We start from the raw sequence: 25,770 nt of genomic DNA on the forward strand, positions 1-25,770 counted from the left end.
GCGCTGCGGTGAGCTTTGCTAGAGACGGCCCGGTGCGACCCCTTTGTCGATGCCATGCTGAACTCCCAAGATTCTGCGACGCGACCTGCCAACCACTGTTTGGGCACGCGCACAGGCAATGAGCAGCGTATGTCCAGGAAAGACAGAGATCCTGGAAATTGACGCATACGTAATGATGTGCTTTCTCATGCAAATAGTTGCTTGGTCTTCCGGCGCGCGGAATCGGCCGAACCCGCTGCTCAACTATCAACAGAAGTTTGCTGCTCGAATCGCTCGTAGCGCGAAATGATCATGACAGTCTCGTTTGCTGGATGAATCAGCTGTTGATGCCAGCCCGCCTGAGCCGCCCGGCGCCCCGCGCACTGCGGCGATATGTTGGACGGCGTGGCACTTCCGAACCTGACTCGCGACCAGGCCATCGAGCGCGCCGCGCTGGTGACCGTCGACAACTACAAGATCGAGCTGGACCTCACCGATGGTGACGGCGCACCGGGCGAACGGACCTTCCGGTCGGTGACCACGGTGACGTTCAATGCGCTGCCGGGCGCCGACACGTTCATCGACATAGCCGCAGAGACGGTGCGCAGCGCCACCCTCAACGGCATCGACATCGACGTGTCGGGCTACGACGAGTCCACCGGCATTCCGCTCACCATCGTCGACGAACACAACGTATTGGTCGTCGACGCCGACTGCCTCTACTCCCACACCGGCGAGGGGCTGCACCGATTCGTCGACCCCGTCGACAACGAGGTGTATCTGTATTCGCAGTTCGAGACCGCCGACGCCAAGCGGATGTTCGTGTGCTTCGACCAGCCCGATCTCAAGGCCACGTTCGACGTCGTCGTCACTGCTCCCGCGCACTGGCAGGTGGTGTCCAACGGCGCGACGGTCAGCGTCGACAACGGTGTGCACACGTTCGCGACCACGCCTCGGATGAGCACCTACCTCGTCGCGTTGATCGCCGGACCCTACGCCCGCTGGGACGACGAATACACCGACGAACACGGGTCGATTCCGCTGGGACTGTTCTGCCGCGCCTCGTTGGCCGAATTCATGGACGCTGAAAGGCTTTTCACGCAGACCAAGCAAGGCTTCGGCTTTTACCACCAGAACTTCGGCGTGCCGTATGCGTTCGGCAAGTACGACCAGTTGTTCGTGCCGGAATTCAACGCCGGCGCTATGGAAAACGCCGGCGCGGTAACGTTTTTGGAGGACTACGTGTTCCGGAGCAAGGTCACCCGGGCGTCCTACGAGCGGCGCTGCGAAACGGTGTTGCACGAGATGGCGCACATGTGGTTCGGCGACCTGGTCACCATGCGATGGTGGGACGATTTGTGGCTCAACGAGTCGTTCGCGACGTTCGCGTCGGTGTTGTGCCAAAGCCGCGCGACCGAGTTCACCGAGGCGTGGACGACGTTCGCCAACGCCGAGAAATCATGGGCGTATCGGCAGGACCAGCTGCCATCGACACATCCCGTGGCCGCCGACATCCCGGATCTGGCCGCGGTGGAGGTGAACTTCGACGGCATCACCTACGCCAAGGGCGCCAGTGTGCTCAAGCAACTGGTGGCTTACGTCGGGCTGGAGAACTTCCTGGCGGGCCTGCGTGACTACTTCCGCGCCCACGCCTTCGACAACGCGACGTTCGACGACCTCCTGTCGGCGCTGGAGAAGGCGTCCAGCCGCGACCTGTCGGACTGGGGCAACCAATGGCTGAAGACCACGGGCCTCAACACATTGCGCGCTGACTTCGAGGTGGATGCCGACGGCCGGTTCACGCGCTTCGCGATCCGGCAGGGCGGGGCGGCTCCCGGCGCCGGTGAGACTCGTGTGCACCGGCTCGCTGTGGGCATCTATGACGATGACGGCGCGGGAAAGCTGGTGCGGGCGCATCGCGAAGAGCTTGACGTCTCCGGCGAGGTCACGGAAGTGCCTGCGCTGCAGGGGGTTTCGCGCGGCAAGCTGATTCTGGTCAATGACGACGACTTGACGTACTGCTCGCTGCGGCTCGACGACGAGTCGCTGTCGACCGCGCTGAGCCGCATCGCCGACATCGCGGAGCCACTGCCGCGCACACTGGTGTGGTCCGCGGCATGGGAGATGACCCGCGACGCGGAGTTGCGCGGCCGCGACTTCGTGGCGCTGGTGTGCCGGGGCGTGCAGGCGGAGACCGAGGTCGGTGTGGCGCAGCGGCTGCTGCTGCAGGCGCAGACCGCGTTGGGCTCCTACGCGGACCCGGGCTGGGCGTGTGAACACGGCTGGCCGATGTTTGCCGACCGGCTGCTGGAGCTGGCCCGGGCCGCTGAGCCGGGCTCCGACCATCAGCTTGCGTACGTCAACGCGCTGTGTTCGTCGGTGCTCAAAGTGCGCCACATCGAGGTGCTGTCGGCGCTGCTGGACACCGCGCCGGAGGAAAAGGGACTGCCCGGTCTCGTCGTCGACACCGACCTGCGGTGGCGAATCGTCACCGCACTGGCCCGTTCGGGTGTCATCGACGCCGACGGCCCGGAGACACCGGTGATCGACGCGGAGGTGCAGCGCGATCCGACAGCTGCGGGCAAGCGGCACGCCGCGGCGGCGTCGGCGGCTCGCCCGCAGGTCGACGTCAAAGAGCAGGCGTGGGCCAAAGTGATCGAAGACGACACGCTGCCCAACATCGTCGGGCGCGCGATCATCGGCGGACTCGTCTCGCCCGGGCAGGCGGAGTTGTTACGGCGGTTCACCACCCGCTACTTCGAAGACATCCCCGGGGTCTGGGCACGACGGTCCAGTGAGGTCGCGCAGACCGTGGTGGTCGGTCTCTACCCGTCGTGGGACATCAGCGAAGAAGGCCTTGCGGCCGCCGATGCGTTTCTGGCGGGAGAGTTGCCGCCGGCGCTACGACGCCTGGTGGTGGAAGGCAAGGCCGGTGTCGAGCGTGCGTTGCGCGCTCGGCGCTTCGACGCGACGGCTTAGCGGGCGGATTGTCGCTAAGAGCCGGGCACGACGACTCCAGTCTGCGCTCGGGAGTTGTGTGAGTAAGAGACAGATGTGGTCTCATTGGTCACTTCTGCCTCAGACAAACCGCGACGCGCTACGGCGGAGAGATCGCGGCGCTCATCACCCGCACGGCGCTGACGAGCCCGTCGATCAGATTGCCTTCTTTGAAAGCCGACGCCGCAGCAGCGACACCGAGCGGAGCTGCGGATTCCGCGCCGCGGCCGCGCACGCCGGCGCCGTAGACCACCTCGATCGCCCGCTGGTTGGGCGACACGGCCAACAGCACGGCGTCGTTGGGGGTAGGCACTTGGGCCAGGATCTCGCGGGCGCGAGCCGCCGTGTCCTCCCCGAGGTCGCCGATGTAGACGGCCATGCGGGCCTTCGACGTGCGCGACCCGTAGGTCAGGGCGTCGTCGAGTTTGACCAGATCCATCGTGGAGAACGGATACTGCAGCGACAGCTCGCCGGGCTCGGTGACACTGGAGATGCGCCCGCTGGCGGTGATGACCGAGCCGCGTGGTAGGCCGGTTTCCGGAATCGTCGCGAGCTCACCACTTGCCACTGGCGCCACCTCCGATCGTCAGCTGATCCGAACCGTGACCGTGCCCGTCGCCGATGCGCTCGTCGACCGCTGCCCACAGGATCGGCTCGTGCGTCCACGGCTCCGACATCTTGTACGCCGGAGGATGCGGATTCTTCCCCGACCAGATCAACGCGACGAGAATCAAAACCAGCAACAGCGGAATACCCACGAACAGGGCGTGGACCTCGAAAGCGTTCACGAGGCAAACCGTATCTCAGCGCTCAATTACGCCGCGCCCTCACCCAGGTATCGCATCCATGCCGGGTCGAGTTCCTTCACGGTGGACAACAGCCGCCAGTGTTGGCCCTTGGGTGTGGTCGGTACCAGCCGCAAGGTCCAGCCGAGCTCGCTGAGCAGCCGGTCGGCCTTGCGATGGTTACAGGTCGAGCAACTTGCGACGCAGTTCTCCCACGTGTGGCTGCCACCGCGGCTGCGCGGGACAACGTGGTCGACGGTGTCGGCCTTCGCCCCGCAGTACGCGCACCGAAAGCGGTCGCGGTGCATCAGCGCCGCGCGGGTCATCGGAATGCGGGCCCGGTAGGGCACCCGCACGTAAGAACGCAGTCGGATCACCGACGGCACGACGATGGTGCGGCTCGCGGAATGGATCACTGGCCCGGCGGGGTCGTCGTGTACCACGTCGGCCTTGCCACAGAGCAGCATCACCACGGCGCGACGAATCGGCAGCGCAGTCAGCGGCTCGTAAGTGGAGTTCAGCAGCAAAACCCGGCGGCGGCCCCACAGCGAGGTGGATTCGGGGGCGGCGTGGTCTTCGACGCTGTGCATGACGCGCTCAGCCACGCGGCTCTTCCTGCGCTGCGCCATGTCACCTCCGCCGATCAGTTCACCACGGATAGGGCCATAGTGCACGACATTTCTGATCGTGTTCGCAGGTCAGTCGGTGAACATCGGGTGACGGTCGGCTATGGCCCACAATGGAGGGGATGGATTCCACAACCCAGCAGTCGTTCTACGACGCCGTCGGCGGCGCGCCAACGTTTCACAAGATCGTGTCGACGTTCTACGCGCTCGTACGAGACGACGAAATCTTGCGGCCGCTGTACCCGGAGGAAGACCTGCACGGCGCCGAGGAGCGGCTACGAATGTTCCTCGAGCAGTATTGGGGCGGTCCGCGGACCTACTCAGAACAGCGCGGCCACCCAAGGCTGCGGATGCGGCACGCACCGTTTCGGATCGGCCCGTTCGAGCGCGACGCATGGTTGAGATGCATGCATACGGCGGTGGCGTCGGTCGACTCAGAGACGCTTGACGACGAGCACCGCCAGGAGTTGCTGAACTACCTCGAGATGGCAGCTCACTCGATGGTGAATTCGCCGTTCTGACGCCATGACGAGTATTGACCCGTGGTGGGCGCGCGCGGTGTTCTACCAGGTGTATCCCCGCTCGTTTGCCGACAGCAACGGCGACGGCGTCGGCGACCTCGACGGCGTCGCCGCAAGACTCGACTATCTGAACCTGCTTGGCGTCGACGCGATCTGGCTCAATCCCGTCACGGTGTCCCCGATGGCCGACCATGGCTACGACGTCGCCGACCCGCGCGACGTCGACCCGCTTTTCGGCGGCCTCGACGCGCTCGACCGCGTCGTCGCAGCCGCACACCAGCGCGGCATCAAGGTGACCATGGATCTCGTTCCCAACCACACCAGCTCGGCGCACCCGTGGTTTCAGGCCGCACTGTCCGCCGGACCAGGCTCCGTGGAACGTGACCGCTACATCTTCCGCGACGGCCGCGGCCCGAGCGGCGAACTGCCCCCGAACAATTGGGTCTCGGTGTTCGGTGGCCCGGCATGGACACGGGTGACCGAGTCCGACGGCACTGCCGGTCAGTGGTACCTGCACCTGTTCGACGGCGAGCAGCCCGACCTCAACTGGGACAACCCGGAGGTCTTCGCCGACTTCGAGAAGACGCTGCGGTTTTGGCTCGACCGCGGCGTGGACGGGTTCCGCCTCGACGTCGCGCACGGTATGGCCAAACCGCCTGGCTTGCCGGACATGGCGGACCCCGGCGCCAAAATGCTGCTGACCGGCAATCGGGATCCGCGGTTCAACCATGACACCGTGCACGACATCCACCGCGCCATCCGCGCCGTCCTCGACGACTACCCGCACGCTGTCGCCGTCGGCGAAGTCTGGGTGTTCGACAACGAGGAGTTCGCCAAGTACTTACGTCCCGACGAGCTGCATCTCGGCTTCAACTTCCGGCTTGTGCGGGCCGAGTTCGACGCAACCGAGATCCGCGACGCCATCGAGAACTCGCTGGCGGCCGCCGCACTAGAGAACGCGACGCCGACGTGGACGCTGGCCAACCATGACGTCGATCGCGAAGTCACCCGCTACGGCGGCGGAGAGGTCGGGCTTGCGCGGGCACGGGCCATGGCATTGGTGATGCTCGCCCTACCCGGCACCGTGTTCGTCTACAACGGCGAGGAGCTCGGGCTGCCGAACGTCGACCTGCCCGACGAGGTGCTGCAGGACCCGGTGTGGTTCCGCTCGGGCGGCGCCGAACGCGGTCGCGACGCCTGTCGGGTGCCAATACCGTGGACGGGTGACGCGCCGCCGTTCGGGTTTTCCGACAACCCCGACACATGGCTGCCCATGCCGCCAGAGTGGGCGATGTTGACCGTGGAACGCCAACTGGCCGAACCGAATTCGACGTTGAACTTCTTTCGTCGCGCCCTGCACTTGCGGCGCGGATTGTCCGGCGCACAGTTGCACTGGGACGACGACGCGCCGAGGGGCGCGCTGATCTTTCGGGTCGACGCGCTGGTGTGCGCGCTGAACGTCGACGCCGATTCCGTCGAGCTACCGCAGGGCGAATTGCTGCTCAGCAGCGGTCCGCTCGCCGACGGCCGGCTCCCCCGCAACACCGCCGCCTGGCTGCTCCGCTGACCCGGGCGCAGCGTCACACGATCCGCAGCAGCTGACGGCGGTAATACACCGAACCATAGGGCGCATCGATGCGCAGCCACGGCCCTACCGTGCGCACCCGGATCATGCCTGAAGCCGGATCGACGAAGCTCATTGCCGTCAAAGCGAATACGCACCGAAGCGGAATTCCGACAGTCACGCCGGCTCCGCTGACGTGCAGTACTTCCTGATCCAGCAGCGACACCGGCGGACCCTGGGCCCCCTGCTCTTTGGATACCTCTGCCCCGCGCTCAGCCAGTTCGAGCACCACCCCCGCCGGCACGTCGTCGACGTGGACGAATCCCGAATCCGGTGGCAGCGGCCCGCGCCACGCCGAATCCAGCGGAAAGCCGGTGTCGACGAATCCCGAAGCATCCGCCGCGGCCAGTCCGCGAAGAAGCGCGTCGGTGCCGACGCAGACGTCGACAGGCCGCACACTGCCGACGGCTACCCGGCTCGCGAGAACATCGAATCCTGTTGCGGCCCAAGCCACGACCGTGCGCTCAGAGCGCTGCCGCAGCCGGATCACCGCAGCGTCGTCGAGTCGACGTACACGTTCGGCGAAGGCGGTGAGGTTCGCTCGCTCGGCGGGGTCAGCCACCCACAAGCCCTGCTCGGGAGCCGGGTTCATCGCATCCAAGCCCGCAAATAGTCCTGCTGTGACGGTGAAAGCCGTTGCAGCCGCTGCTCTTTGATGTGCACCGCAGCCAACTGCGTCTCGGCGACCACCGCCGGCTTCGAGTGTAGGTCGGCGTGCACCGACCGCACTTCGTAGCCGAGCGTGAAGTCGACCGCGCGCACGCGCTTGGTCCAGATGGTGACCTGCAGCGGCGAGTCGACGAGCCGCAGCTGGCCCTTGTAGAGCACCCGCACCTCGTGGATCAGCAGACCGATCGTGGTGATCTCCGCTTCGAAAGGCTCACGCAAAAAGGGCACTCGGGCCTCTTCGAGGATCGTCACCATCGTCGCATGGTTGATGTGCTGGTACATGTCGATGTCGCTCCACCGCACCGGCACAGGTGTGGTGAATCCCCGGACACTCATGCAGACGTTCCGGTTCCGGTTCGCGTCATCGTGCGGATCTGGCGAGCCGCCACTGACAGCGTCGCCAGGTCGTGCTCGTCGCTCTCATATATCTCCGTCAGAATGCGTCGCGCCCGCTCGATTCGCGACGTGTTCGTGTGCTCCCATTCCGAAATCTTCTCTTCCCCGCTCTCCTCCGGCTCTCCGACTGCGAGCACATCGAAGCACAAAGACCGCAACGATCCGTAAATGTCGTCGCGAAGTGCCAACCGCGCCAACGCGTGCCAGTGGTCATGCCGGTCGAGCTCCGACACCGCCGACAGCAAGCCGTCGATGCCCAGGTGACCCATCAGCGCGAAATATGTGTCGGCCACCTCCACGGTGTCACGGTCGAGGATGTCGGCGATGTCGATCACGTCGAGCAGGCTGTAGCTGTAGAGGCCCGCAGCCACTGTGCCCGCCAAATCCTCTGTGGCGCCGTGGGACACCAGGTCCATCGCCCTGCTGGTGACGATCTGCCGGTCGTCGGCGCGGAGCCATTCCGCGATCCGCGGTGCCAGCCCCCTGACCTTGGACTGGAAGCGGTTGATCTCCGCGCCTACCGCCAGCGGCTGGGGCCGGTAGTTGATCAGCCACCGCGAAGCGCGGTCCAGCAGCCGGCGCAGATCGAGTGTCATCCGATCCGAGAGGCTGACGGGGATCGCACCCTCTTCGCCGGCGGTCTTGATCCGGCGCCAGGTTTCGCCGATTCCGAAGATCGCGTCGGTGGCCACAAACGTGCGTACGGCGTCAATCGGGCTGACGCCGGCTTCCTCCACCACGCGGTACGCGTACGTGATGCCGCCGCAGTCCACGACGTCGTTGACCAACATCGTGGTGATGATCTCCCGCCGCAGCTGGTGGGAGCGGATGTCACTGGTGAAGTTCTCGCGCAGCTTGGCGGGAAAGTACATCGGAAGCCGCGACGCGAACACCTCCTGGTCGGGAAGCTCACTGGCCAGCACCCGGTCTTTGAGATCGAGCTTCACATGCGCCATCAACGTCGCCAATTCGGGTGAAGTCAGCCCCAATCCCTGGTCCATCCGCCGCCGTATCTCCTTGTCCGACGGCAACGCTTCCAGTTCGCGATTGAGCCCGCGGTTGCTTTCGAGGTCACGGATTTGGCGGGCATGTACGGTCAGCAAGCTTGCCGCGTTGGCGCGGCTGGTGCCCATCAGGTCGTTCTGCTCAGAGTTGTTGGACAGCACCAGATGTGCTACGTCGTCGGTCATCGACTCCAGCAGCTGCGTGCGTTCCCCCTCGTCGACCTTGCCGGCAGTGATCAACGAATCGACCAGGATCTTGATGTTGACCTCGTGGTCTGAACAGTCGACGCCGGCCGAATTGTCCAACGCATCGGTGTTGATGCGCCCGCCCGCCAGGTCGTACTCGACGCGTCCCAACTGTGTGACACCCAGATTGCCGCCTTCGCCAATCACTTTGGCGCGCACCTGATTCCCGTTCACGCGAACCAGGTCGTTCGAGCGGTCGCCGACGTCGGCGTTGGACTCGGACTCGGCCTTGACGTAGGTGCCGATGCCGCCGTTGAACAGCAGGTCCACCGGTGCACACAGCACCGCACGCACCAGCTCCGGTGGCGTCATCTCGCTCACGTCGTCGGTGATTCCCAGCGCCTGGCGCACTTGAGGGCTCACCTCGATCGATTTCTGCTCGCGGCTGAACACGCCGCCGCCCTCGCTGATCAACGACTTGTCGTAGTCGTCCCAGTTGCTGCGCGGCTGCTCGAACAGGCGCTTGCGTTCCTCCCACGACCGTTGCGCGTCCGGGTCGGGGTCCAAGAAGATGTGGCGGTGGTCGAATGCGGCGATCAGCCGGATGTGTTTGGACAGCAACATTGCGTTGCCGAACACGTCGCCGCTCATGTCGCCGATCCCGACGACGGTGAAGTCCTCGGTTTGGGTGTTGACGCCCATTTCCCGAAAGTGCCGTTTGACAGCTTCCCAGGCGCCTTTGGCCGTGATGCCCATGGCCTTGTGGTCGTAGCCCACCGAGCCGCCCGACGCGAATGCGTCACCGAGCCAGAAGCCGTAGGACTTGGCGATCTCGTTGGCGATGTCCGAGAACGTCGCTGTGCCTTTGTCGGCGGCGACGACGAGATACGCGTCGTCGCCGTCGCGGCGCACCACCCGCTGCGGCGGTGTGATCTTGCCGGACGAGCGGTCGACGTTGTCGGTGACGTCCAGCAGCCCGGCGATGAACATCTTGTAGCAGGCGACGCCTTCGTCGCGGACCGCTTCGCGGTCGGCGCCGGGGTCACCGATGGCCATCGGCGGCTGCTTGACGACGAACCCGCCCTTGGCCCCGACCGGCACGATGACGGCGTTCTTCACCGCCTGCGCCTTGACCAGACCGAGGATTTCGGTACGGAAGTCTTCACGGCGATCCGACCAGCGCAACCCGCCGCGGGCGACCGGGCCGAACCGCAGATGCACCCCTTCCACCCGCGGCGAGTGCACGAAGATCTCGAATTTCGGCCTGGGCAACGGTAATTCGTCGATCAGGCCGGGGTCGAGCTTCAGCGACAGCACACCCTGCTCGCGGGCTGACCCTTCGCGCGTCACGAAGAAATTGGTTCTCAGTGTCGCCTGCACCAACGACGCGAACGCCCGCATGACGCGGTCGGTGTCGAGGCTGACCAGCGCGTCGATGTCCTTCGCGACGGCCGCAGCCGCCGCCTGCGCGTCCCGTTTGCCGGAGTCCGACGGGTCGAACAGCGCCTCGAACAGTTCGACCAGCGAGCGTGCGGTGTGCGGGTTGTCGTTGACCACCGATTCGATGTGCGACTGGCTGTACGGAAAACCGGCCTGGCGCAGATATTTCGCGTAGGCCCGCAGGATCACCACCTGCTGCCACGTCATGTCGGCCCGCAGCACGAGCTCGTTGAACCGGTCGATCTCGGCCTGTTCGCGCCAGATCGCCGTCACGGCGTCGGCGAAGCGCTGTGCCCGCTCCTCGGGGTCGGTGTCTTCGGACGGCTCCGGAATCGTCGGGTGCAGGGCAATTTTGAACTGGTAGATCCACACCTGAAGGCCGTCGGCGCGGGTCACCGTGAACGGCCGCTCCTCGAGCACGATCACGCCCATGCTCTGCAGCATTGGAAGCAACCGGCTGAGCGACGCCGACTGGCCGCCGAGGAACCAGGTCAGTTGCGCGACCCGGTCTTCGCCGTCGTCGGCTTGGGTGAAGACGAGTTTTACCGAATCATCTTGCAGCTCTTCGATGATCGCGATGTGGCCGATCGCGTCCTCGGGTGTCACCGCCTGCTTGTAGACCTCGGGAAATGCCTCGGCGTAGTGCTCGGCCTGTTCTTGTCCGATGAAGCCGGACCGAACCTCACCCAGCAGCCGGTCGGCCCACGTGCGCGCCGCCTCGGTGAGCAACGACTGAATCCGCTGACGATTCTCCGTGGAGGTGTCGACGGCTCCGGGCGGCGCATCGTCCGGCAGCCTGATCGTGAAATGCACTGCAGCCCAGGGTGATTCGCTTACCCGCGCGGTGTAGTCGATGCTGCTGCCGCCGAGTTCGTGAACCAGAATGTCCATCATGTGCAGTCGCACGGCTGTGGTGTAGCGGTCACGCGGTAGATACACCAGCGCCGACACGAAGTGCCCGAGCTGGTCGGTGCGCATGAACAACAGGGTCCGGCGGCGCGATCCCACGTCGGTGATCGCTGTGGCCATGTCTAGGATGGCGTCGACGTCGAGCGCGAAAAGCTCTGAGCGCGGGAAGGTCTGGATGACGTCGAGCAGCAGTTGTCCGGACAGCGAGTCGGGGTCGCGGCCGGACTTGGTGAGCGCCTCCTTGACCCGATGCGAGATGATGGGGATCTCCAAGACATTGGCGGTGGACGCGGCCGCGGTGAACAAACCGACCAGCCGGTGCTCGACCGCCTCGCCCTTCGAATTGTCGCGAACCACAACGATATACGGGTGGGCGCCGTACCGAAGATATGTCGGCATCGTCGCTTGCGTGACCACCAGCAGCTCGTCCGACTCCGTCAGCTGCGGGAACACGTCCTGGCGGCGCCGCAGCACACCGAGCCGGCTCGATTCGTCGACCTCGGCCTGTCCCTCCGACACCGAACAGCGCTGATAACCCAGCAGCACGAAGTGGGCGTCGTCCAACCAGCGCAGCAGTTCTGCGACGCGGTGGCGCTCGGCGGGGAACCGACCGGAGGTGTCGCGGTCCAGCGCGTCGGCCAGTGTGTGCAGCGCATCTCGCATGGCGTCGGTGTCGTGCGCTACGCGTTGGGCGTCGGTGATCACCGACGGCAGCTGACGTTCGACTTGGTCGAGCGCCTTGCGGTCGACGCCGGGGGCGAGCTCGACATGGACCCACGCTTCGTCGATCTCGCCGGACCCGGCGCGGTTATTGTCGGGTCGGGGCCGGATGTCTTCGAGCACGCCCTCGGGGCTGCGGCGCACCCGGAACACGGGACTCAAGATCGCGACGTAGGCCACGCCGAGGCGATTCAGCAGCACGGTCAGCGACTCCAGCAGCATCGGCGTCTCGTCGGTGATCACCTGAAGCGCCGGCCCGAAGCCGTGACTGTTGTCGTCGCCGAAGGCGGCGACGTTGGTGGCGCCGGACTTGCGCGAGAATCCCAAGCGGCCATGGGCGGCCAACAGCGCGGGCGTCACCACCTGTTGCGCGCGGACTTGGATCGGTGCGGTCAGCCCGCGGTCGCCGATGACCGGAGCATCACCTTGAGGCCCGCGGTAACTGCCGACGTAGGCGTGCAAAAGCCCCGGTGCGAATTTGTCCCACCCGTCGACGCTCGCGGCCTCAGGCTTCACCGTCATAGGGCTCCTCGTTGAGCGCGGCGTGCCGGCGAGAGCACCCGCAGCCTAGTCGCGTGTCAGTCTCCGGTGCGTGACGCGATGCGGACGAGCGGCGTCGGGGCCGAGCCTATCGACCTTGTTCTCCTCGTAAGCCGCGAAATTGCCTTCGAACCAGAACCATTTCGCTTCGTTTGTGGCATCACCCTCCCACGCGAGGATGTGCGTACAGGTGCGGTCCAGGAACCAGCGGTCGTGGGAGATCACCACCGCGCATCCGGGGAACTTCTCCAACGCGTTCTCCAGCGAACTCAGCGTCTCGACGTCGAGATCGTTGGTCGGTTCGTCGAGCAGCAGCAGGTTGCCGCCTTGCTTGAGCGTGAGCGCGAGGTTGAGCCGGTTGCGTTCACCACCGGACAGCACACCCGCGGGCTTCTGCTGGTCGGGGCCCTTGAACCCGAACGCCGACACATAGGCCCGCGACGGGATCTCGTTCTGGCCCACCTCGATGTAGTCGAGGCCGTCGGACACCACTTCCCACACGGTCTTCTTCGGATCGATGCCTGATCTGGTCTGGTCGACGTAGCTGAGCTTGACGGTGTCGCCGATCTTCACCGTGCCGCTGTCAGGCTTCTCGAGGCCGACGATGGTCTTGAACAGGGTGGTCTTGCCGACGCCGTTGGGTCCGATGACGCCGACGATCCCATTGCGCGGCAGCGAGAACGACAGGTCCTTGATCAGCACGCGTCCGTCGTAGCCCTTGTCGAGGTGCTCGACCTCCACCACGACATTGCCCAGCCGCGGGCCGGTCGGAATCTGGATCTCCTCGAAGTCGAGCTTGCGTGTCTTCTCCGCCTCGGCGGCCATCTCCTCGTAGCGCTGCAGCCGCGCTTTGCTCTTGGCCTGCCGCGCTTTGGCGCCGGAGCGCACCCACGCCAGCTCTTCTTGCAGCCGCTTTTGCAGCTTGGCGTCCTTGCGTCCCTGGACGGCCAGCCGCTCGGCCTTCTTCTCCAGGTAGGTGGAGTAGTTGCCTTCGTAGGGGTAGGCGCGGCCGCGGTCCAGCTCGAGAATCCATTGCGCCACGTTGTCGAGGAAGTAGCGGTCGTGAGTGACGGCCAGGATCGCGCCTTTGTAGCTGGCAAGGTGCTGCTCCAACCACTGCACGCTCTCGGCGTCCAAGTGGTTCGTCGGCTCGTCGAGCAGCAGGAGATCGGGCTTGGACAGCAGCAGCTTGCACAGCGCCACGCGGCGTCGCTCGCCGCCGGACAGGTGGGTCACCGGTTCGTCGGGCGGCGGGCAGCGCAGCGCATCCATGGCCTGCTCGAGCTGGCTGTCGATATCCCACGCATCGGCGTGATCCAGCTCCTCCTGCAGGCGGCCCATCTCTTCCATCAGCTCGTCGGAGTAGTCGGTGGCCATCAGTTCGGCCACCTCGTTGAAGCGGTCGAGCTTGACCTTGATCTCGCCGAGGCCCTCTTCGACGTTGCCGCGTACCGTCTTCTCCTCATTCAGCGGCGGCTCCTGCTGCAGGATGCCGACCGTTGCGCCGTTGGCCAGGAACGCGTCGCCGTTGTTGGGCTGATCCAATCCGGCCATGATCCGCAAGACGCTCGACTTGCCTGCCCCGTTGGGCCCGACGACGCCGATCTTGGCTCCCGGCAAGAAGCTCAGCGTGACGTCGTCAAGGATGACCTTGTCGCCGTGCGCCTTGCGGACCTTCCGCATCGTGTAGATGTATTCGGCCATGCCGTCGGTGATGCCTTTCGTAGATCGGCTCGAGTGCTCCCGACCATCCTAGGCACCACCGAGCAGGGCTAAGCCGACAGAGGCAGCGCCTCCTTGCGCGACTCGGCGTCCGTCTGCTCTGCGGCGTCGGTTGCAGGCTCGGCCTCCTTGGCCACTACAGGCGCCGGTTCGATGACCCGTACCAGCGTCTGCGACAGGTCAGGGCCGACTGAGGTGGCCCGCATTTCCAGCGACGAGCGGCGCACGCCGTTGCTGTCGTCGTACTCGCTGGTGTAGACGTGACCGACAGCGATTACCGCGCGGCCCTTGCCCAGCGCGGCACCAACTCCGGTGACCAGCTTGCCCCAGCAGTTCACGGTGATGTAGAGCGTGTTGCCGGGCTCCCAGCTGCCGTCGGCGCCGCGTCGGCGCGAATTGCTGGCCATCCGGAAGCTGATGACTTCCTGGTTGCCGACCTGGCGGCGTCGTAGATCGGTGATGATGCGGCCGACCACGGTCATTGGCGTCTCGAACATGTTGTTTCCTCTCATCCGGTTCACGCTCACGGCGTGCAGCACCATTGACGCCAACGGCACCGACGCCGCCCGGCCGATCGGTCGTGTCGAACGCCGCGCCTGTGGATGAAGCGGCTGTTGGGGATAACGAGTGCCATGTTGTCGGGCGAGGCCACACCTCGCGCGATCCACACGTCTCGAACGTGAAGCTGTGAAGGCGACACGCCGACGAGCACCGCAACAGGTTCACGTTGGCGGGCGAAGCCAGCGGCCCCGAGCGGGCGCAGCCAGCAGATCCCGAGCGGCCAGGCCCCGGGCGGGCGGGGTGCGCGGTTAGCGTGACCGCGCGTCGCGGCGCGCGAGTTCGGCCAGCATTGCGTTGTAGGCGGCCAGCTCCGCGTCCTCGTCGCGGTCGGCCGCCCGGTCCAGCCTCTTGGCGGTGCGCTGATCGCTGCGACTCCATTGGATCAACAGCGCGATCATGACCACCGCCAGTGGTATTTCACCTGCGGCCCAAGCGATTCCGCCTCCGAGCCGCTGATCCCCGAGCAGGTCTGTGTGCCAGCTCAAATGCAGCGACCGGTAGAACCCCTCAGCGAGCACCGTGCGGGTGCCCATGAGCACGACCCCGAAGAAAGCGTGCAGCGGCAGTGACGCGAACACCGTGGCCAGCTTGGCCACGGGCGGAATGGGCCGCGGTGTGGGATCGATGCCGATCACCACCCAGTAGAACAAGTAGCCGCTGAGCAAAAAATGGACGTTCATCAGGACGTGTGCGGCGTGGTTTCCGGCGGCCGCGTCGAAGATGCCGCCGAAGTACAGGCCATAGAAGCCGACGACGAATATGAGCGTCGCGACGATCGGGTGCGTGAAGAAGCGAGATAGCTTGCTGTGCAAGGCAATCAGTAACCATTCGCGCGGCCCGGGCGGCTCGCCCCGACCAGCCGCCGGCAGCGCGCGCAACGCCAGGGTCACCGGGCCGCCGAGCGCCAGCAAGATCGGCGCGAGCATCGACAACAGCATGTGCGCGGCCATGTGCATCGAGAACATCGCCGGCATGTACCGGCCCACCCCCGAGGACGTCGCGAACAGCAGCACCGTGCAACCGCACAACCACGCGAAAGTCCGCCCCGCAGGCCACGCGTCGCCGCGACGGCGGAGTCGGCGCACACCAGCCAGATACAGCAGCGCCAACACGATGGCCGCCGTGCCGAAGATCAGGTCGAACCGCCAGTCGAAGAGAACCCGGGTCACAGTGGGCGGACCGGAAAAGTCGTAGCCGATCTTCACCTGCGGGATCGAGGGATAACCGATAGGCGACGAGGGCGGCGGAGTGCGCCCTAGGCCGACCGCGATACCGAAAGTGAGACCAAAGACCACGGCCTCGATCAGGGCAAGCCGCACCAGCGGCCTACGCGCAGCAGGATCCCGGCCCAGCGCGGCCAGCCCGACGCGGCGCTGGCGCCATCCGAGCACACCGAGCACACACAAGGCTGTCGCCTTGGCCAGCACCAGTCCGCCGTACGTGGTGCCGACCAGGTCGCTCAGCCGGATGCGGACCAGCGCGTTGATCACCCCGCTGAGTGCCATCGCCACGAAACACCAGCCCGCCAGCCTGGAGAACCGGCGCGCGGCGAGGTCGCCGTGTTCCCCGCCGCGCAGCGCATGGACCGCTAAGGCGAGCAACCCGCCAGCCCACAAAGCGCCCGCGAACAGGTGGATGACCAGGCTGTTGGTGGCCAGGTCATGGGAGCCGCCGGCCGAGGAGTGACCGGTCAGGCCCAGCGGCAACAACGTCACCAGCGACCCGGCCAGCAGGAACGGCGTCAGCGACCACCGCAAAACGGGCATGCTCGCGACGGTCACGATGGCCGCGAAGAGAGCGGTCCACCGCCATGCGTCGGCAATGTTGATCACGCCGGCGGCTGTCCAGACCGTCGCCGGGTTCAGGATGTCGACCACGGGCCGGCCAGACACATCGGAGATGGTCAACGGCACCAGCAACACCGCGCACACTGTCCATGCACCGGAGGCCACGGTCCCGATGCGAAGCGCGCGGTACCCGTCTGCGTCCAGCACGCCACTTTCTTGCGGAGGCACGAGGAACGCGGCGAACAAGAAGGAGCCGACAGCGATCACCGCGGTGACTTCGCCTGCCGCGCGGACGAACGGCAGCCCGTAGGCGGTCAGGGATCCTGGATCTGGCAGACCTGTTGCGCTCAGCGCGGCCGCCAGCGACAGCGCCCCGATCGCGGCCGCCGTCGCTCCGGCCAACACCGCCACCCCAACGAGCACCGGCCAAATGGGTGCCCGTCGAGCGGTGCGTGGCTCTGCGGTCATGACCTCAGCGTATGGCCGCGGGAGGATGACCTACCAATGCCAGAGCGTCGCTCTCGATACGAACGGCGGGCGTGTGTCGGAAAACACAGTTGATTCGGTGAACGCGATCGCGGCGGTCTCGTTTGAATATGCATCAGCGGAAACCGTGTCGGTCCCAAGGCATACGTTCGCCTGGACGTACGCTCCGGGCAGGAGAAGATCATGAATCTTGTTGTGATAGCGATGTTATCGGTCGGTGTTCCGCTCGTGGCCTTTGCCTTACACCTGGCACAAGAGCGGTTGGAACGCTGGGATCAGCGCCGCCACGCCGACGACTAAACCCGATCAGCCCGCTTGCAGACGCTGACGACGCCGCTGGGCCTCCCGCTCGTTGAACTGCGCAACCGACGCCATCTCGATGCGATCCATGTCGCTCAAAATCGCACGCAGCTCCGCCAGGAACGCTTTGCGCCGCTCCATCAAATCGGCTGCGGGCTGCAGCAATCCCTGGTCGGCCGCCACCTGCCGGGCGGTGCCGAACAGCAGCGCCGACACCGACTCATTGCTGCGCACTCGGCCCTGCGCTAGGTACTGCTCACCGACACCGAGCGCCAGCTTCGTCAGCTCCTTCTCGCCGATCTCCGCGGGAGCGTCGCGCAGCACGTCGGCGACGATCTCGTAGGCCTGAAAGAACGGACGCAGCATCGCGTGCGCCATCAACGGCTTCTTGTCGTGCAGCAGTGTGTCGATGTCGCGGCCCCCGGACCGCACACGCGCTTCCCAGTCGTCCTGCCACGCCATCTCCTCGGCGATGTGCTCACGAAACGCCGCGGAGTCAGCGAAGTAAAACTCGAATTTGAGCAGATCACGCAACCGCATCGCCTGTGCCCAGAACGCTTCGACGCGGTCGCCGTCGGCCCGCGCTGCGCCTGCCAGGGCCAGTTCGACGATCGACGTCTCCAGGAACGCGTCGATCATGGTGTTGCGGTAGAACGCCGCCTCGTGCTCGTGCTCCGGCGCGATGCGCCACACCGGCTCCCGGCCGCTGTCCACCCGAGTGACGGGATGGCCGTTCGACAACGCGTCGGCCGCAGTCCGCACTCCTTCCCGGGTGCGAAGCCGTAAAGCGCTGTTGGTCATCGGGATCTTCTTGCGCTCGAGGTAGTCGAGCGAATCCTGCAGCGTGTGATGGATCTGGTCGAGCGTCAGCGCTCGGCCACGGGTGGTCAGGAGCAGCGCCGACACCAGCGCGGTGGCGTTCACCGGTGTCGCCCGAAGGATCCGCCATGCCACTTCGAACGCCATCTTCTGTAAAGCGAGGCGTTTGGCAGCTTCATCGGTGGCCATCGGCCCGTGCGGTTCGCCAAGGTATTCACGCATCGACACCGCTTCCGGGAACCGGACGTAGATCTTGCCGTAGTTGCGCTCCCCTTGCGCCTTGATGAAGTTGTACAGCCAGGACAGGCCCTCAGGGGTTTTCTCACCGCCGCGCGCATAGGCGGCGTACTCGGCGGTCTCGTGAAGCTGGTCGAAACTGATCGACACCGGCTGCAGCAGAATGTCTTCACTGCGCCCGTCGAGGTAGGCGTCGGCAACGAATGCCAGCAGACCGAGCTTGGGCGGCAACATCTTTCCGGTTCGGGATCGGGTGCCCTCGATCGACCAGCTGAGGTTGAACCGCTTTTCGACGATGTAGCCCACGAACTCTTTCAGCACGTACTTGTAGAGCGGATCGTCGATCTTGCGGCGGATGAAGATCACCCCTGAGCGCCGCATCAACGGGCCCATGAACCCGAACGACAGGTTGATACCGGCGAACGTGTGCACCGGCGGCAGCCGGTTCTCCTGCATCGCGACGGGCACAATCACGCCGTCGAGATAGGACCGGTGCGAGAACAGCAGGACCGCGGGATGGGTTTCGAGCGCCCGCCGCATTCTTTCGACTTCCTCGCGGTCGTAGTCGATGTTGGGGTCGAACCCCCGGCTGAAAATCGCGCGGCCCAGCGCCGGGATGAGGTCGACCGAGAACCGGCTCCAGCCGGTCGCGAGTTCGTCGAGCATCTGGCCGGCCTTCTCGACCGATGCGCCCGGAATCTGTTGCAGCCCTTCGACAAAGCGTGCCGACGCCAACATCTCCGGTTTGACCAACCGCGGCGACTTGTACGCCGGGCCGAGCAGCCGCAGTTCCACCCGTTCAATCGCGAGTGCGGCGCGGCGCAGCACGAATCGCGCAAAGTCGCGCGGATTGTCGCCGACGGTCGTGTCTTGCCACTGCTGCCGGAGTTCGGAGACCTTGGCGGGTTCGCCCGCGACGATCCGAGCTCTGGACGGGTCGCGGTGCAGGATGCGCTTCTGCAGGATCTCGGGCGGCCGGTACGTGTCGCGGCCCGAGAGCAAGCCGACCAGCTTCACCCGGGTCGGCAGACCACCTGGCACCCAGAACACGCGCACCGGCACCACCGTCCGGTCCTCGTCGGCGCTGAGCTGCTCGACGAGTTGAGCAACCACCCCAGGGTCGGGCTCGTCCTCAGCGGGCAGCCGCAGCACCTCCACCTTGGCCTCCGGATGCTCGCGGCGCTGCTGGGCGAGCCAGTTGTTGAGCAACTCCACCTCGGCCGCCGACGACACGGAAGCAAGCACCAACGCGTCGTCGGTCGCGGTGAAACTGTCCAGGTCGTCGGTGCGGGCGCTCATCGCTGCCTTTCCGCCCTGTCACCGACCTGTGAATTACCCTCTGCCACAGTCTTTTTCACCGCAGCTTTCTTAGCCGCAGCCTTCTTAGCCGCAGCCTTCTTAGCCGCAGCCTTCTTGGCTGGCGCTTTCTTCGCCGGCTTCGGCTTGCCTCGCAGATTTTCAGGTAGTTCCGGAACCTTGTCGTGCGGCCAGTTCTTCAGCGTGTCCAGATAGAGTTGGCGCACCTCGGCGATGTGTTGGTTGAGATTGTCGTGCGTCCAGTCGTCGATCGGTATCGGTGGGTAGACGACGACGTCGACGGTGCCGGGGTTGAAGGTGCTCGAATCGCGCGCGGCGATGACTTCGGCGTTGCGAATGACGATCGGCACGATCGGGATCTTCGCCGCCATCGCGATCCGGAACGGGCCCTTTTTGAACGGCCCCACCTCCGTGGTGTCCAGCCGGGTGCCCTCCGGGGCGATGACGATCGACAAGCCTTTGCGCGCGAGTTCCTCGACTTTGTGAAGCTCTTCGACGGCGGCCTGAGTATTTTCGCGGTCGATGAACACCGCATCCATGACCTTGCCGATCGGGCCCATCAGCGGGTTTTTCTCCAGCTCCTTCTTGCCCACCGAAGTGAAGTTGTCGCGGACCAGATAGCCCGCGATGATCGGGTCCACCTGGTTGCGGTGGTTGAAGATGAACACCGCCGGCCGCTGCGCGGTGAGGTTCTCCTCGCCGAGCACGTTGAGGCTGACGCCGGTGGTGGCCAGAAGCAGCCTGCCCCAGTTCGTGGTGAAGAAGTTGACGCCCCGGCGCTTGCTGCCGGCGAGCAGGCCCACGCCGACGGCACCGGCGGCGACAGGCGCCAGTGACGCCACGCCGGCCAGTGTGCGCAGCGCCGAAACAGGGCTGCTGCCGCTGCGGCTGGAGAACCGCAGCACCGGCCAGCCACGCTTGGCCGCCACCGCCGCGAGCTTGCCTTCGGGGTTGGTGGGCCGCGGGTTGCCGACCAGGTACATCAGCGCGACGTCCTCGTCGCCGTCGGCGTAGAAGTAGCTCTTCGTCAGGTCGATGTCATGGTCAGCGGCGAACTTCTGCACTGCATTCGCCTTACCCGGACCCCACAGGATCGGCTTGAGCACACGGCCGGTGAGGATGCCGTTTTCGTCCACCTCGAAGCGGTTGCTCAGGATGTTGTCGATGCCAAGAAATCGAGCCACGGGTTCCACCTGGACGGTGAGCGCCGACGAGCTGAGTACCACGGTGTGCCCGCGGGCCTGGTGCGCCCGAACCAGCTCTCGCATCTCGGGATAGATCCGCGACACGATGTGCTGGACGAACAGTCGCTCGCCGAGCTCGTCGATGTCGTCGATCGAGCGCCCCTTCATCATCGCCGCGCCGCGGTAGATGAGTTGTTCGAAGTCAGCGCGGCCGAGACGGTGGTTCAGTGCCGCCTGGACGACTCCGAGGAACTCACCGATCCCAATCTCTCTGCGCCGGAATCGTTCCCGCGTCATGATCACGCCGGTGAAGCCGGCCACCAACGTGCCGTCGAGGTCGAAGAACGCACCGATGTGCGGGCCCGGCGGGCTGGCTTCCACTTCTGCCACAGAGCCGGGCAGCCTCATGTCCCGGCGATCGAGGGACCGATTGTCGGACGGGCTCATGACGGTGAACTCCCGTTGGGTGACGGCGCCTCGGCGCTGGACTTGGCAGACTCGGTGAATGAGGCGGGCGTGGCGCGGCCTGAGCCACCGAGGGCGAGCACCTCATTGAACCCCGCCAGCAGGCACCGCGCCCAGAGTTCGTCGTCGACGAATGACGCCCGGTCATAGCGGGTGGTGACAGTACAGATGCCGCCACGCGAAATCAGCACCGCCATCATCGCGACACCGGGCAGGGGCCCAATACCGTACTGACGCAACACTTTTGCTCCAGCGATGTAGGTGTCGCCGCCGTACACCGGCAGGTTGCTGGCTTGCACGTCTGCCGAAACCACTGAACCCGCCACCGATTCCAGCAGCGGGTCGGGCAACAGGCTGAGCAGTGGCGCGACGGTGCCGATCATGTCGATCGCGGGTTCTTCGCGCCGCTTGCACATCTGAGTGCGGACATTGTGGATGCGTGCGGTTGGGTCGGAAATTCCCAGCGGCGCGGAGATCATCACGCCGGCGAAGCGGTTGCCCCCGGCGGGATCGGCTTCGGCTCGCAGGTTCACCGGGATCGCCATCGGCAGCGAGTCGATGGGCACGCCGAACTCCAGGTGGTAGAGCCGCAGGGCGCCGCACAGCGCAGCTAGGTACGCATCGTTGATGGAGCCCTCGGCGGCTTTGGCGGCGGCGCGGATGTCGCCGAGCTCCATGTCGATGGCCTCGCTGCGAGAAGTGAGGCTGCGACGGCGAAGCAGCGGGGAATGGTCGGCACCGGGCGACATCACCCGAGCGCCGGAGCGGGCGTACTCGACGACGCCCTCGACCGCCGCAACCGGGTTGCTCAGCACGCGGCCGACCACCTGGGCGGCGCCGGTGACGGCCTCGCGGACGCCGCCGAGGATGGTGAACGGCAACCGGTTGAGGCCCTCGCGGGCAAGGTCGTTGCCGGTGAGGTCTTCGGGAATGGGCAGCGGCACTGGCTCGCGAGGCGGCGGATCGCGTTCCAAGTCGTAGATGTGGGCGAACATCTCCACTGCACCGACACCGTCGGTGACCGCGTGGCTCATATGCAGCAGCAGCGCGGCGCGGCCGTCGGGCAAACCTTCGACCAGCGTGACGGTCCACAGCGGACGTGAAATATCAAGCGGCGATTGAAGAATCACCTCGGCGAGGTCGAATACTTCGCGCAGCGTGCCGGGGTCGGGCACGCGGATTCGTCGTACGTGGAAGTTCAGGTTGAAGTCGGGGTCCACCACCCATCTGGGCGCGGCCGTCGGGACCGTCGGCACGACCACCTTCTGGCGCAGCCGCAGCACGCGGCGCGACGCATACTCGAAAACGTTCAGGAAGCGGTTCCAGTCGGGTGTGGTGTCCAGGATTTCGACGGCCATGATCCCGGAGCGAGTCCGTGGGTTGGCCTCGCCGCGGTGCAGCAACATGTCGAACGCACCGAGTTCTTGAGGAAGCCCCGCCGCGTCTACTGCCTCAGCCACCGTCTCGTTCACTCCTCCCCGGTAAATCGCGTTCGAGGACAACGCTAGTCCGCTCGACTACCTCGTGGGAGAGGGATTGACGTGGCGTCGAGATCGGCCGGGCGGACCGTCGCTGTTGGATAGACTGCCCGCGCTGCCCCCGTAGCTCAGCGGACAGAGCAGCCGCCTTCTAAGCGGTAGGTCGCAGGTTCGAGTCCTGCCGGGGGCGCACAGGGGGGCCACAGGGGCGTGCCGAGCCCGATATGCAGTACGCAGGTCCTCTCCCCGAATCAGTGCACATCACCCGGCTTTGGCCGTGCGACGATTCTCGTGGAGGTACTGATGTCACAACGGATAGAAGTTCGTCCTGACCAGCTTGCCCGCGCGTCCAGTCGGGTGATGCAGTGTGTCGACGAAATCGCCGCCGGGTATGCCTCGGCGGACGCGCGGATCGCAGATGCGCAGAGCGGATGGGTCGGGCGGTCAGCTGGTGCACTGAGCGCCCGAGTGGGTTCATGGAAACAGACGAGTGCGGTCCTGCTCGAGCGTCTCGACGGGCACGGCACCGCGTTCTACGCCAGCAATCTGAGTTTCGCCACGACCGAAGACGACAACGCCCAAGCCGTCGCTGAGATCGGCGCCCTGGGTGCGGTTGCGACCGTCGACTGAGATATGGGCGGTTTGTCGGTAGCCGATATCGACCGGTGAAGTTCCGATGCGGTCCGCGACGTATTCAGTGCTGAGAGAGCACGCGCCGAAATCACGGTCGGCGCTTCAGAGCAATTGGAGTCGTTGACAGTGTTCGACGATTGGGGCGGCGACGCCGCGGACGCGGCGCGGGACGCGGTCGGCCAGACACGACGAGACCTCGACTCCCACGGCCGGGAGGCGCTCGCAGTCGCCCGCGCGGCCGATGCCGCCGCCGAGGGCATTGACAAGGTGAAGGAGCGACTGCGTCAACTCAGGGACAAGGCACCCACGATGGGTTGTCGGGTGAATACTGCTACCAACATGGTCGAGATTGACCCGAACACCAGGCTTTTGCCGTTCGAGGCGATGCTCAACGCAATCCAGTTAGACCGTGAGCTGAAACTCATCCTCGCCGCGGCGGACGAGGTAGACGATCAATTGGCGCATGCAATCGAAATGGCTGACGGCACCGATCCGATACCGGTCATGCCAGGGCCGCCGGAACAGGCGCCGGCCCGGTTGCAGAACCAGATCGAAGCCTTCAAGCAGGTTTTCGGTCGCGAACCTGAGTCATTGGCCGATTGGCATACGGCCGGCGTCCTCGACCCCCACACCTACGACCCCAAGAACCGTGGCGCCGTGTCGAACGTGGTCGTCGGTCGGATCAACCCCGTTCCCGGCCAGGGCATCGTTCGCGGCAATCTGTTCATACCGAGCGACTCTGTCTTGGCACCGAACTTCACAATCCCCAATCTGGTCGACCGCAACGTTGGCGACAACCGCGGCTTCGATCCGGGCGCCCTTCCGGAGAATTCGCGTGTGTCCTTTTTAATCGACTACGAGAACGGACTCGTGGTGGCACGGCAGAACCCGTCAATCAATCTCGACACTGGTGAGATCCAAGCCGGCTCACCACAAGTCAATGTTGCGCAATTGCGGGATGGGACGGTGTACCTCCGGTATGCGGCCGCGGATCCATTCTCGCCGGGCGGCGAGAACCTTGCCAAGGCGACCGTCGCCGTGAAAGGCATACTCGCGGTGCAGCCCGGCTCGTCAGGGCCGACAATCGGCGGCACTGCGACGGCATTTCCGGCCTTGGAGGTTTACAACGAACGCATGCAACTCAGGGACTCAATGACCATAAGCACGACAACGACGATGGCACAGGTATATCCAGACATAGACGACGAGTGGGGACCGATGTTGGGACTAATCCGCGACCAGCAAGTCGGTGACCAAGCGTTGGTCCCCCGCTTCTATGGCTACGACACCCAATTCCCCCTCATTCCGCCGACGACCCAACTGGGCTCACCGGTTAAACCGCCGACTGTGGCCATTCTCGGTAGGTAGCTTCCGTGACGCATCACAGAGGCGAAATCGTCTGGCTGCCCGCAACTTTCGCTGGTGCGGCGCTTGGCGGAATTATGTGGGCTATCGTTGTTCGTCTGACAATATTCGCCAAGTCGGGACCGCCCTCGCCGTTCGTTGCGTGGTCCATGATCGCTATCGCCTGGCTGTTGTTCACCGCAATCGGCGCGATTACCGCCGCATTCGCGCGCCGCTCCCTGTTCCGTAGCGCGGGGATTGCGCTGGCGATTGCCCCCAACACAGGTGTGGCGGTCTTGCTACTGGCCGGCCTGCTTACGCTCGTGAACTGGATTTTCTGATGTCATTTTCAGCTGCCGACGGCTCGAAACGCCCACATAGTCCGGTCTTTCTACTTCTCGGACTTCTAGTCGGCACCTGGTCGCTGGCCGTGTTCGGATTGGCGTTTTTGCCGCTCGCACCGTTTATCCCGGCGGTACTTGCAGGTGCAACGATTTGGTTTGAACGCCTTCGGACCTTCGCACTCGGCTGCTCGGCTGCGGCGTTCGGAGCATTCGTCGCGCTGCTAACCGAGTGGCTCCTGCTGGGTTTCTAAGTCATGACGCCATCTCGGCGATCTCCGCCCCGGTCTCCCATATCCATACAGAAGCGGGAGCGGCCGCTTCTCCTCGGATTGTTGGTGGGCACGTGGTCGCTGATCCTGTGCGGCATCTGGTTCTGGCCATATGCGTGGGTGTTTCCATCACTTCTGGCGCTCGCGACGGCCTGGTCGAAACGTACGAGAACGTTCGGCATCGGAGCGTCAGCCGCAGCGTTCGGAGCCTTCGTCGCGGTGGTCACCGAGTGGCTGCTCGTGGTCTTGTGAGCGATACGAGCGCAAGAGCCCCAGTTACCCGACGATCCGCCCGCTCGTCGAAACATCTCCAGACTCCCGGCTAATCGGCCATAGCTCACCTCGCTTAGTCCCTCCCGACCGGCGCCCCGCGATGGTCCGGCACATCGGCGCCTGATGTGGGTGGGGGGGGGGGGGGGGGGGGGGGG

19 protein-coding genes and 1 tRNA gene are annotated in these 25,770 nt (G+C 65.2%); 8 read left to right on the forward strand and 12 right to left on the reverse strand.

Annotation, left to right across the window (positions count from 1 at the left end; genetic code table 11):
- The first annotated feature begins 384 nt into the window (after positions 1-384).
- Positions 385-2,958: an aminopeptidase N gene (gene pepN / locus AC5Y4C_RS14975; RefSeq protein ID WP_499963741.1), complete on the forward strand. Its 2,574-nt coding sequence runs from the start codon at positions 385-387 to the stop codon at positions 2,956-2,958.
- Between the two features lie 118 nt (positions 2,959-3,076).
- Here the strand turns inward: pepN and AC5Y4C_RS14980 are convergent, their stop codons facing one another.
- The 3 genes from AC5Y4C_RS14980 to AC5Y4C_RS14990 are packed head-to-tail and all read right to left on the reverse strand — an operon-like array spanning position 3,077 to position 4,351.
- Positions 3,077-3,544, reverse strand: a complete 468-nt coding sequence (locus tag AC5Y4C_RS14980; protein ID WP_499908772.1) for a DUF5130 domain-containing protein — start codon at positions 3,542-3,544, stop codon at positions 3,077-3,079.
- On the reverse strand, positions 3,531-3,764 hold the full coding sequence (gene ctaJ / locus AC5Y4C_RS14985; protein WP_499908774.1) for an aa3-type cytochrome oxidase subunit CtaJ: 234 nt from the start codon (positions 3,762-3,764) through the stop codon (positions 3,531-3,533). Before ctaJ ends, AC5Y4C_RS14980 begins: the two co-directional genes overlap by 14 nt.
- Positions 3,765-3,790: 26 nt before the next feature.
- Positions 3,791-4,351, reverse strand: a complete 561-nt coding sequence (locus AC5Y4C_RS14990) for an HNH endonuclease (RefSeq protein WP_499909310.1) — start codon at positions 4,349-4,351, stop codon at positions 3,791-3,793.
- A 149-nt stretch (positions 4,352-4,500) separates the two neighbouring features.
- On the opposite strand from AC5Y4C_RS14990, the gene AC5Y4C_RS14995 reads away from it, so the two are divergent.
- Together AC5Y4C_RS14995 and AC5Y4C_RS15000 are read left to right on the forward strand one after the other, a co-directional pair.
- Positions 4,501-4,908, forward strand: a complete 408-nt coding sequence (locus AC5Y4C_RS14995) for a globin (RefSeq protein WP_499963739.1) — start codon at positions 4,501-4,503, stop codon at positions 4,906-4,908.
- Between the two features lie 4 nt (positions 4,909-4,912).
- Positions 4,913-6,475, forward strand: coding sequence for a glycoside hydrolase family 13 protein (locus AC5Y4C_RS15000; protein ID WP_499963737.1), 1,563 nt, complete (start codon positions 4,913-4,915; stop codon positions 6,473-6,475).
- 13 nt (positions 6,476-6,488) lie between these two features.
- Here AC5Y4C_RS15000 and AC5Y4C_RS15005 read toward each other — a convergent pair whose 3' ends face one another.
- From AC5Y4C_RS15005 to AC5Y4C_RS15045, 9 genes are all read right to left on the reverse strand, one after another.
- Positions 6,489-7,124, reverse strand: coding sequence for a DUF8010 domain-containing protein (locus tag AC5Y4C_RS15005; RefSeq protein ID WP_499909312.1), 636 nt, complete (start codon positions 7,122-7,124; stop codon positions 6,489-6,491).
- Positions 7,121-7,537, reverse strand: coding sequence for an acyl-CoA thioesterase (locus tag AC5Y4C_RS15010; RefSeq protein WP_499908780.1), 417 nt, complete (start codon positions 7,535-7,537; stop codon positions 7,121-7,123). The genes AC5Y4C_RS15005 and AC5Y4C_RS15010 overlap by 4 nt, the downstream gene beginning before the upstream one ends.
- Positions 7,534-12,378 (reverse strand): NAD-glutamate dehydrogenase, encoded by a 4,845-nt coding sequence (locus tag AC5Y4C_RS15015; RefSeq protein ID WP_499963735.1) that lies wholly within the window; start codon positions 12,376-12,378, stop codon positions 7,534-7,536. The genes AC5Y4C_RS15010 and AC5Y4C_RS15015 overlap by 4 nt, the downstream gene beginning before the upstream one ends.
- A 45-nt stretch (positions 12,379-12,423) precedes the next feature.
- A complete protein-coding gene (gene ettA / locus AC5Y4C_RS15020) occupies positions 12,424-14,100 on the reverse strand; it encodes an energy-dependent translational throttle protein EttA (RefSeq protein WP_499908784.1) in 1,677 nt (558 codons plus the stop codon).
- A 68-nt stretch (positions 14,101-14,168) separates the two neighbouring features.
- Positions 14,169-14,615: a single-stranded DNA-binding protein gene (locus AC5Y4C_RS15025; protein WP_499963733.1), complete on the reverse strand. Its 447-nt coding sequence runs from the start codon at positions 14,613-14,615 to the stop codon at positions 14,169-14,171.
- A 312-nt stretch (positions 14,616-14,927) separates the two neighbouring features.
- Positions 14,928-16,934 (reverse strand): bifunctional copper resistance protein CopD/cytochrome c oxidase assembly protein, encoded by a 2,007-nt coding sequence (locus AC5Y4C_RS15030; RefSeq protein WP_499963731.1) that lies wholly within the window; start codon positions 16,932-16,934, stop codon positions 14,928-14,930.
- A 324-nt stretch (positions 16,935-17,258) separates the two neighbouring features.
- Positions 17,259-19,607, reverse strand: coding sequence for a glycerol-3-phosphate 1-O-acyltransferase (locus AC5Y4C_RS15035; protein ID WP_499963729.1), 2,349 nt, complete (start codon positions 19,605-19,607; stop codon positions 17,259-17,261).
- The gene (locus AC5Y4C_RS15040; RefSeq protein WP_499963727.1) at positions 19,604-21,256 is read right to left on the reverse strand and encodes an HAD-IB family hydrolase; all 1,653 of its coding nucleotides are present in this window, start codon (positions 21,254-21,256) and stop codon (positions 19,604-19,606) included. Before AC5Y4C_RS15040 ends, AC5Y4C_RS15035 begins: the two co-directional genes overlap by 4 nt.
- A complete protein-coding gene (locus AC5Y4C_RS15045; protein WP_499963726.1) occupies positions 21,253-22,734 on the reverse strand; it encodes a wax ester/triacylglycerol synthase family O-acyltransferase in 1,482 nt (493 codons plus the stop codon). Before AC5Y4C_RS15045 ends, AC5Y4C_RS15040 begins: the two co-directional genes overlap by 4 nt.
- Before the next feature lie 135 nt (positions 22,735-22,869).
- Between AC5Y4C_RS15045 and AC5Y4C_RS15050 the strand changes: the two genes are divergently transcribed.
- The 5 genes from AC5Y4C_RS15050 to AC5Y4C_RS15070 all read left to right on the forward strand — a co-directional run bounded on the left by AC5Y4C_RS15050 (position 22,870) and on the right by AC5Y4C_RS15070 (position 25,594).
- Positions 22,870-22,942: transfer RNA gene (locus AC5Y4C_RS15050), tRNA-Arg, on the forward strand.
- Positions 22,943-23,055: 113 nt separating this feature from the next.
- Positions 23,056-23,382 (forward strand): WXG100 family type VII secretion target, encoded by a 327-nt coding sequence (locus AC5Y4C_RS15055; protein ID WP_499963724.1) that lies wholly within the window; start codon positions 23,056-23,058, stop codon positions 23,380-23,382.
- A gap of 129 nt (positions 23,383-23,511) precedes the next feature.
- Positions 23,512-24,753 (forward strand): Rv0964c family protein, encoded by a 1,242-nt coding sequence (locus tag AC5Y4C_RS15060; protein ID WP_499963722.1) that lies wholly within the window; start codon positions 23,512-23,514, stop codon positions 24,751-24,753.
- A gap of 5 nt (positions 24,754-24,758) precedes the next feature.
- A complete protein-coding gene (locus AC5Y4C_RS15065; protein ID WP_499908800.1) occupies positions 24,759-25,070 on the forward strand; it encodes a hypothetical protein in 312 nt (103 codons plus the stop codon).
- Positions 25,071-25,408: 338 nt separating this feature from the next.
- Positions 25,409-25,594, forward strand: a complete 186-nt coding sequence (locus tag AC5Y4C_RS15070; RefSeq protein WP_499963720.1) for a hypothetical protein — start codon at positions 25,409-25,411, stop codon at positions 25,592-25,594.
- Positions 25,595-25,770: the final 176 nt, after the last annotated feature.

Source organism: Mycobacterium sp. NGS35, assembly GCF_059812855.1.

Coding starts and splice junctions, on each gene's coding strand:
- AC5Y4C_RS15030 (WP_499963731.1), bottom strand. CDS start 16,934: ATGACCGCAGAGCCACGCACCGCTCGACGGGCACCCATTTGGCCGGTG.
- AC5Y4C_RS15035 (WP_499963729.1), bottom strand. CDS start 19,607: ATGAGCGCCCGCACCGACGACCTGGACAGTTTCACCGCGACCGACGAC.
- AC5Y4C_RS15015 (WP_499963735.1), bottom strand. CDS start 12,378: ATGACGGTGAAGCCTGAGGCCGCGAGCGTCGACGGGTGGGACAAATTC.
- AC5Y4C_RS15055 (WP_499963724.1), top strand. CDS start 23,056: ATGTCACAACGGATAGAAGTTCGTCCTGACCAGCTTGCCCGCGCGTCC.
- AC5Y4C_RS15040 (WP_499963727.1), bottom strand. CDS start 21,256: ATGAGCCCGTCCGACAATCGGTCCCTCGATCGCCGGGACATGAGGCTG.
- AC5Y4C_RS15025 (WP_499963733.1), bottom strand. CDS start 14,615: ATGTTCGAGACGCCAATGACCGTGGTCGGCCGCATCATCACCGATCTA.
- AC5Y4C_RS15005 (WP_499909312.1), bottom strand. CDS start 7,124: ATGAACCCGGCTCCCGAGCAGGGCTTGTGGGTGGCTGACCCCGCCGAG.
- AC5Y4C_RS15000 (WP_499963737.1), top strand. CDS start 4,913: ATGACGAGTATTGACCCGTGGTGGGCGCGCGCGGTGTTCTACCAGGTG.
- AC5Y4C_RS14990 (WP_499909310.1), bottom strand. CDS start 4,351: ATGCACAGCGTCGAAGACCACGCCGCCCCCGAATCCACCTCGCTGTGG.
- AC5Y4C_RS15010 (WP_499908780.1), bottom strand. CDS start 7,537: ATGAGTGTCCGGGGATTCACCACACCTGTGCCGGTGCGGTGGAGCGAC.
- AC5Y4C_RS14995 (WP_499963739.1), top strand. CDS start 4,501: ATGGAGGGGATGGATTCCACAACCCAGCAGTCGTTCTACGACGCCGTC.
- ettA (WP_499908784.1), bottom strand. CDS start 14,100: ATGGCCGAATACATCTACACGATGCGGAAGGTCCGCAAGGCGCACGGC.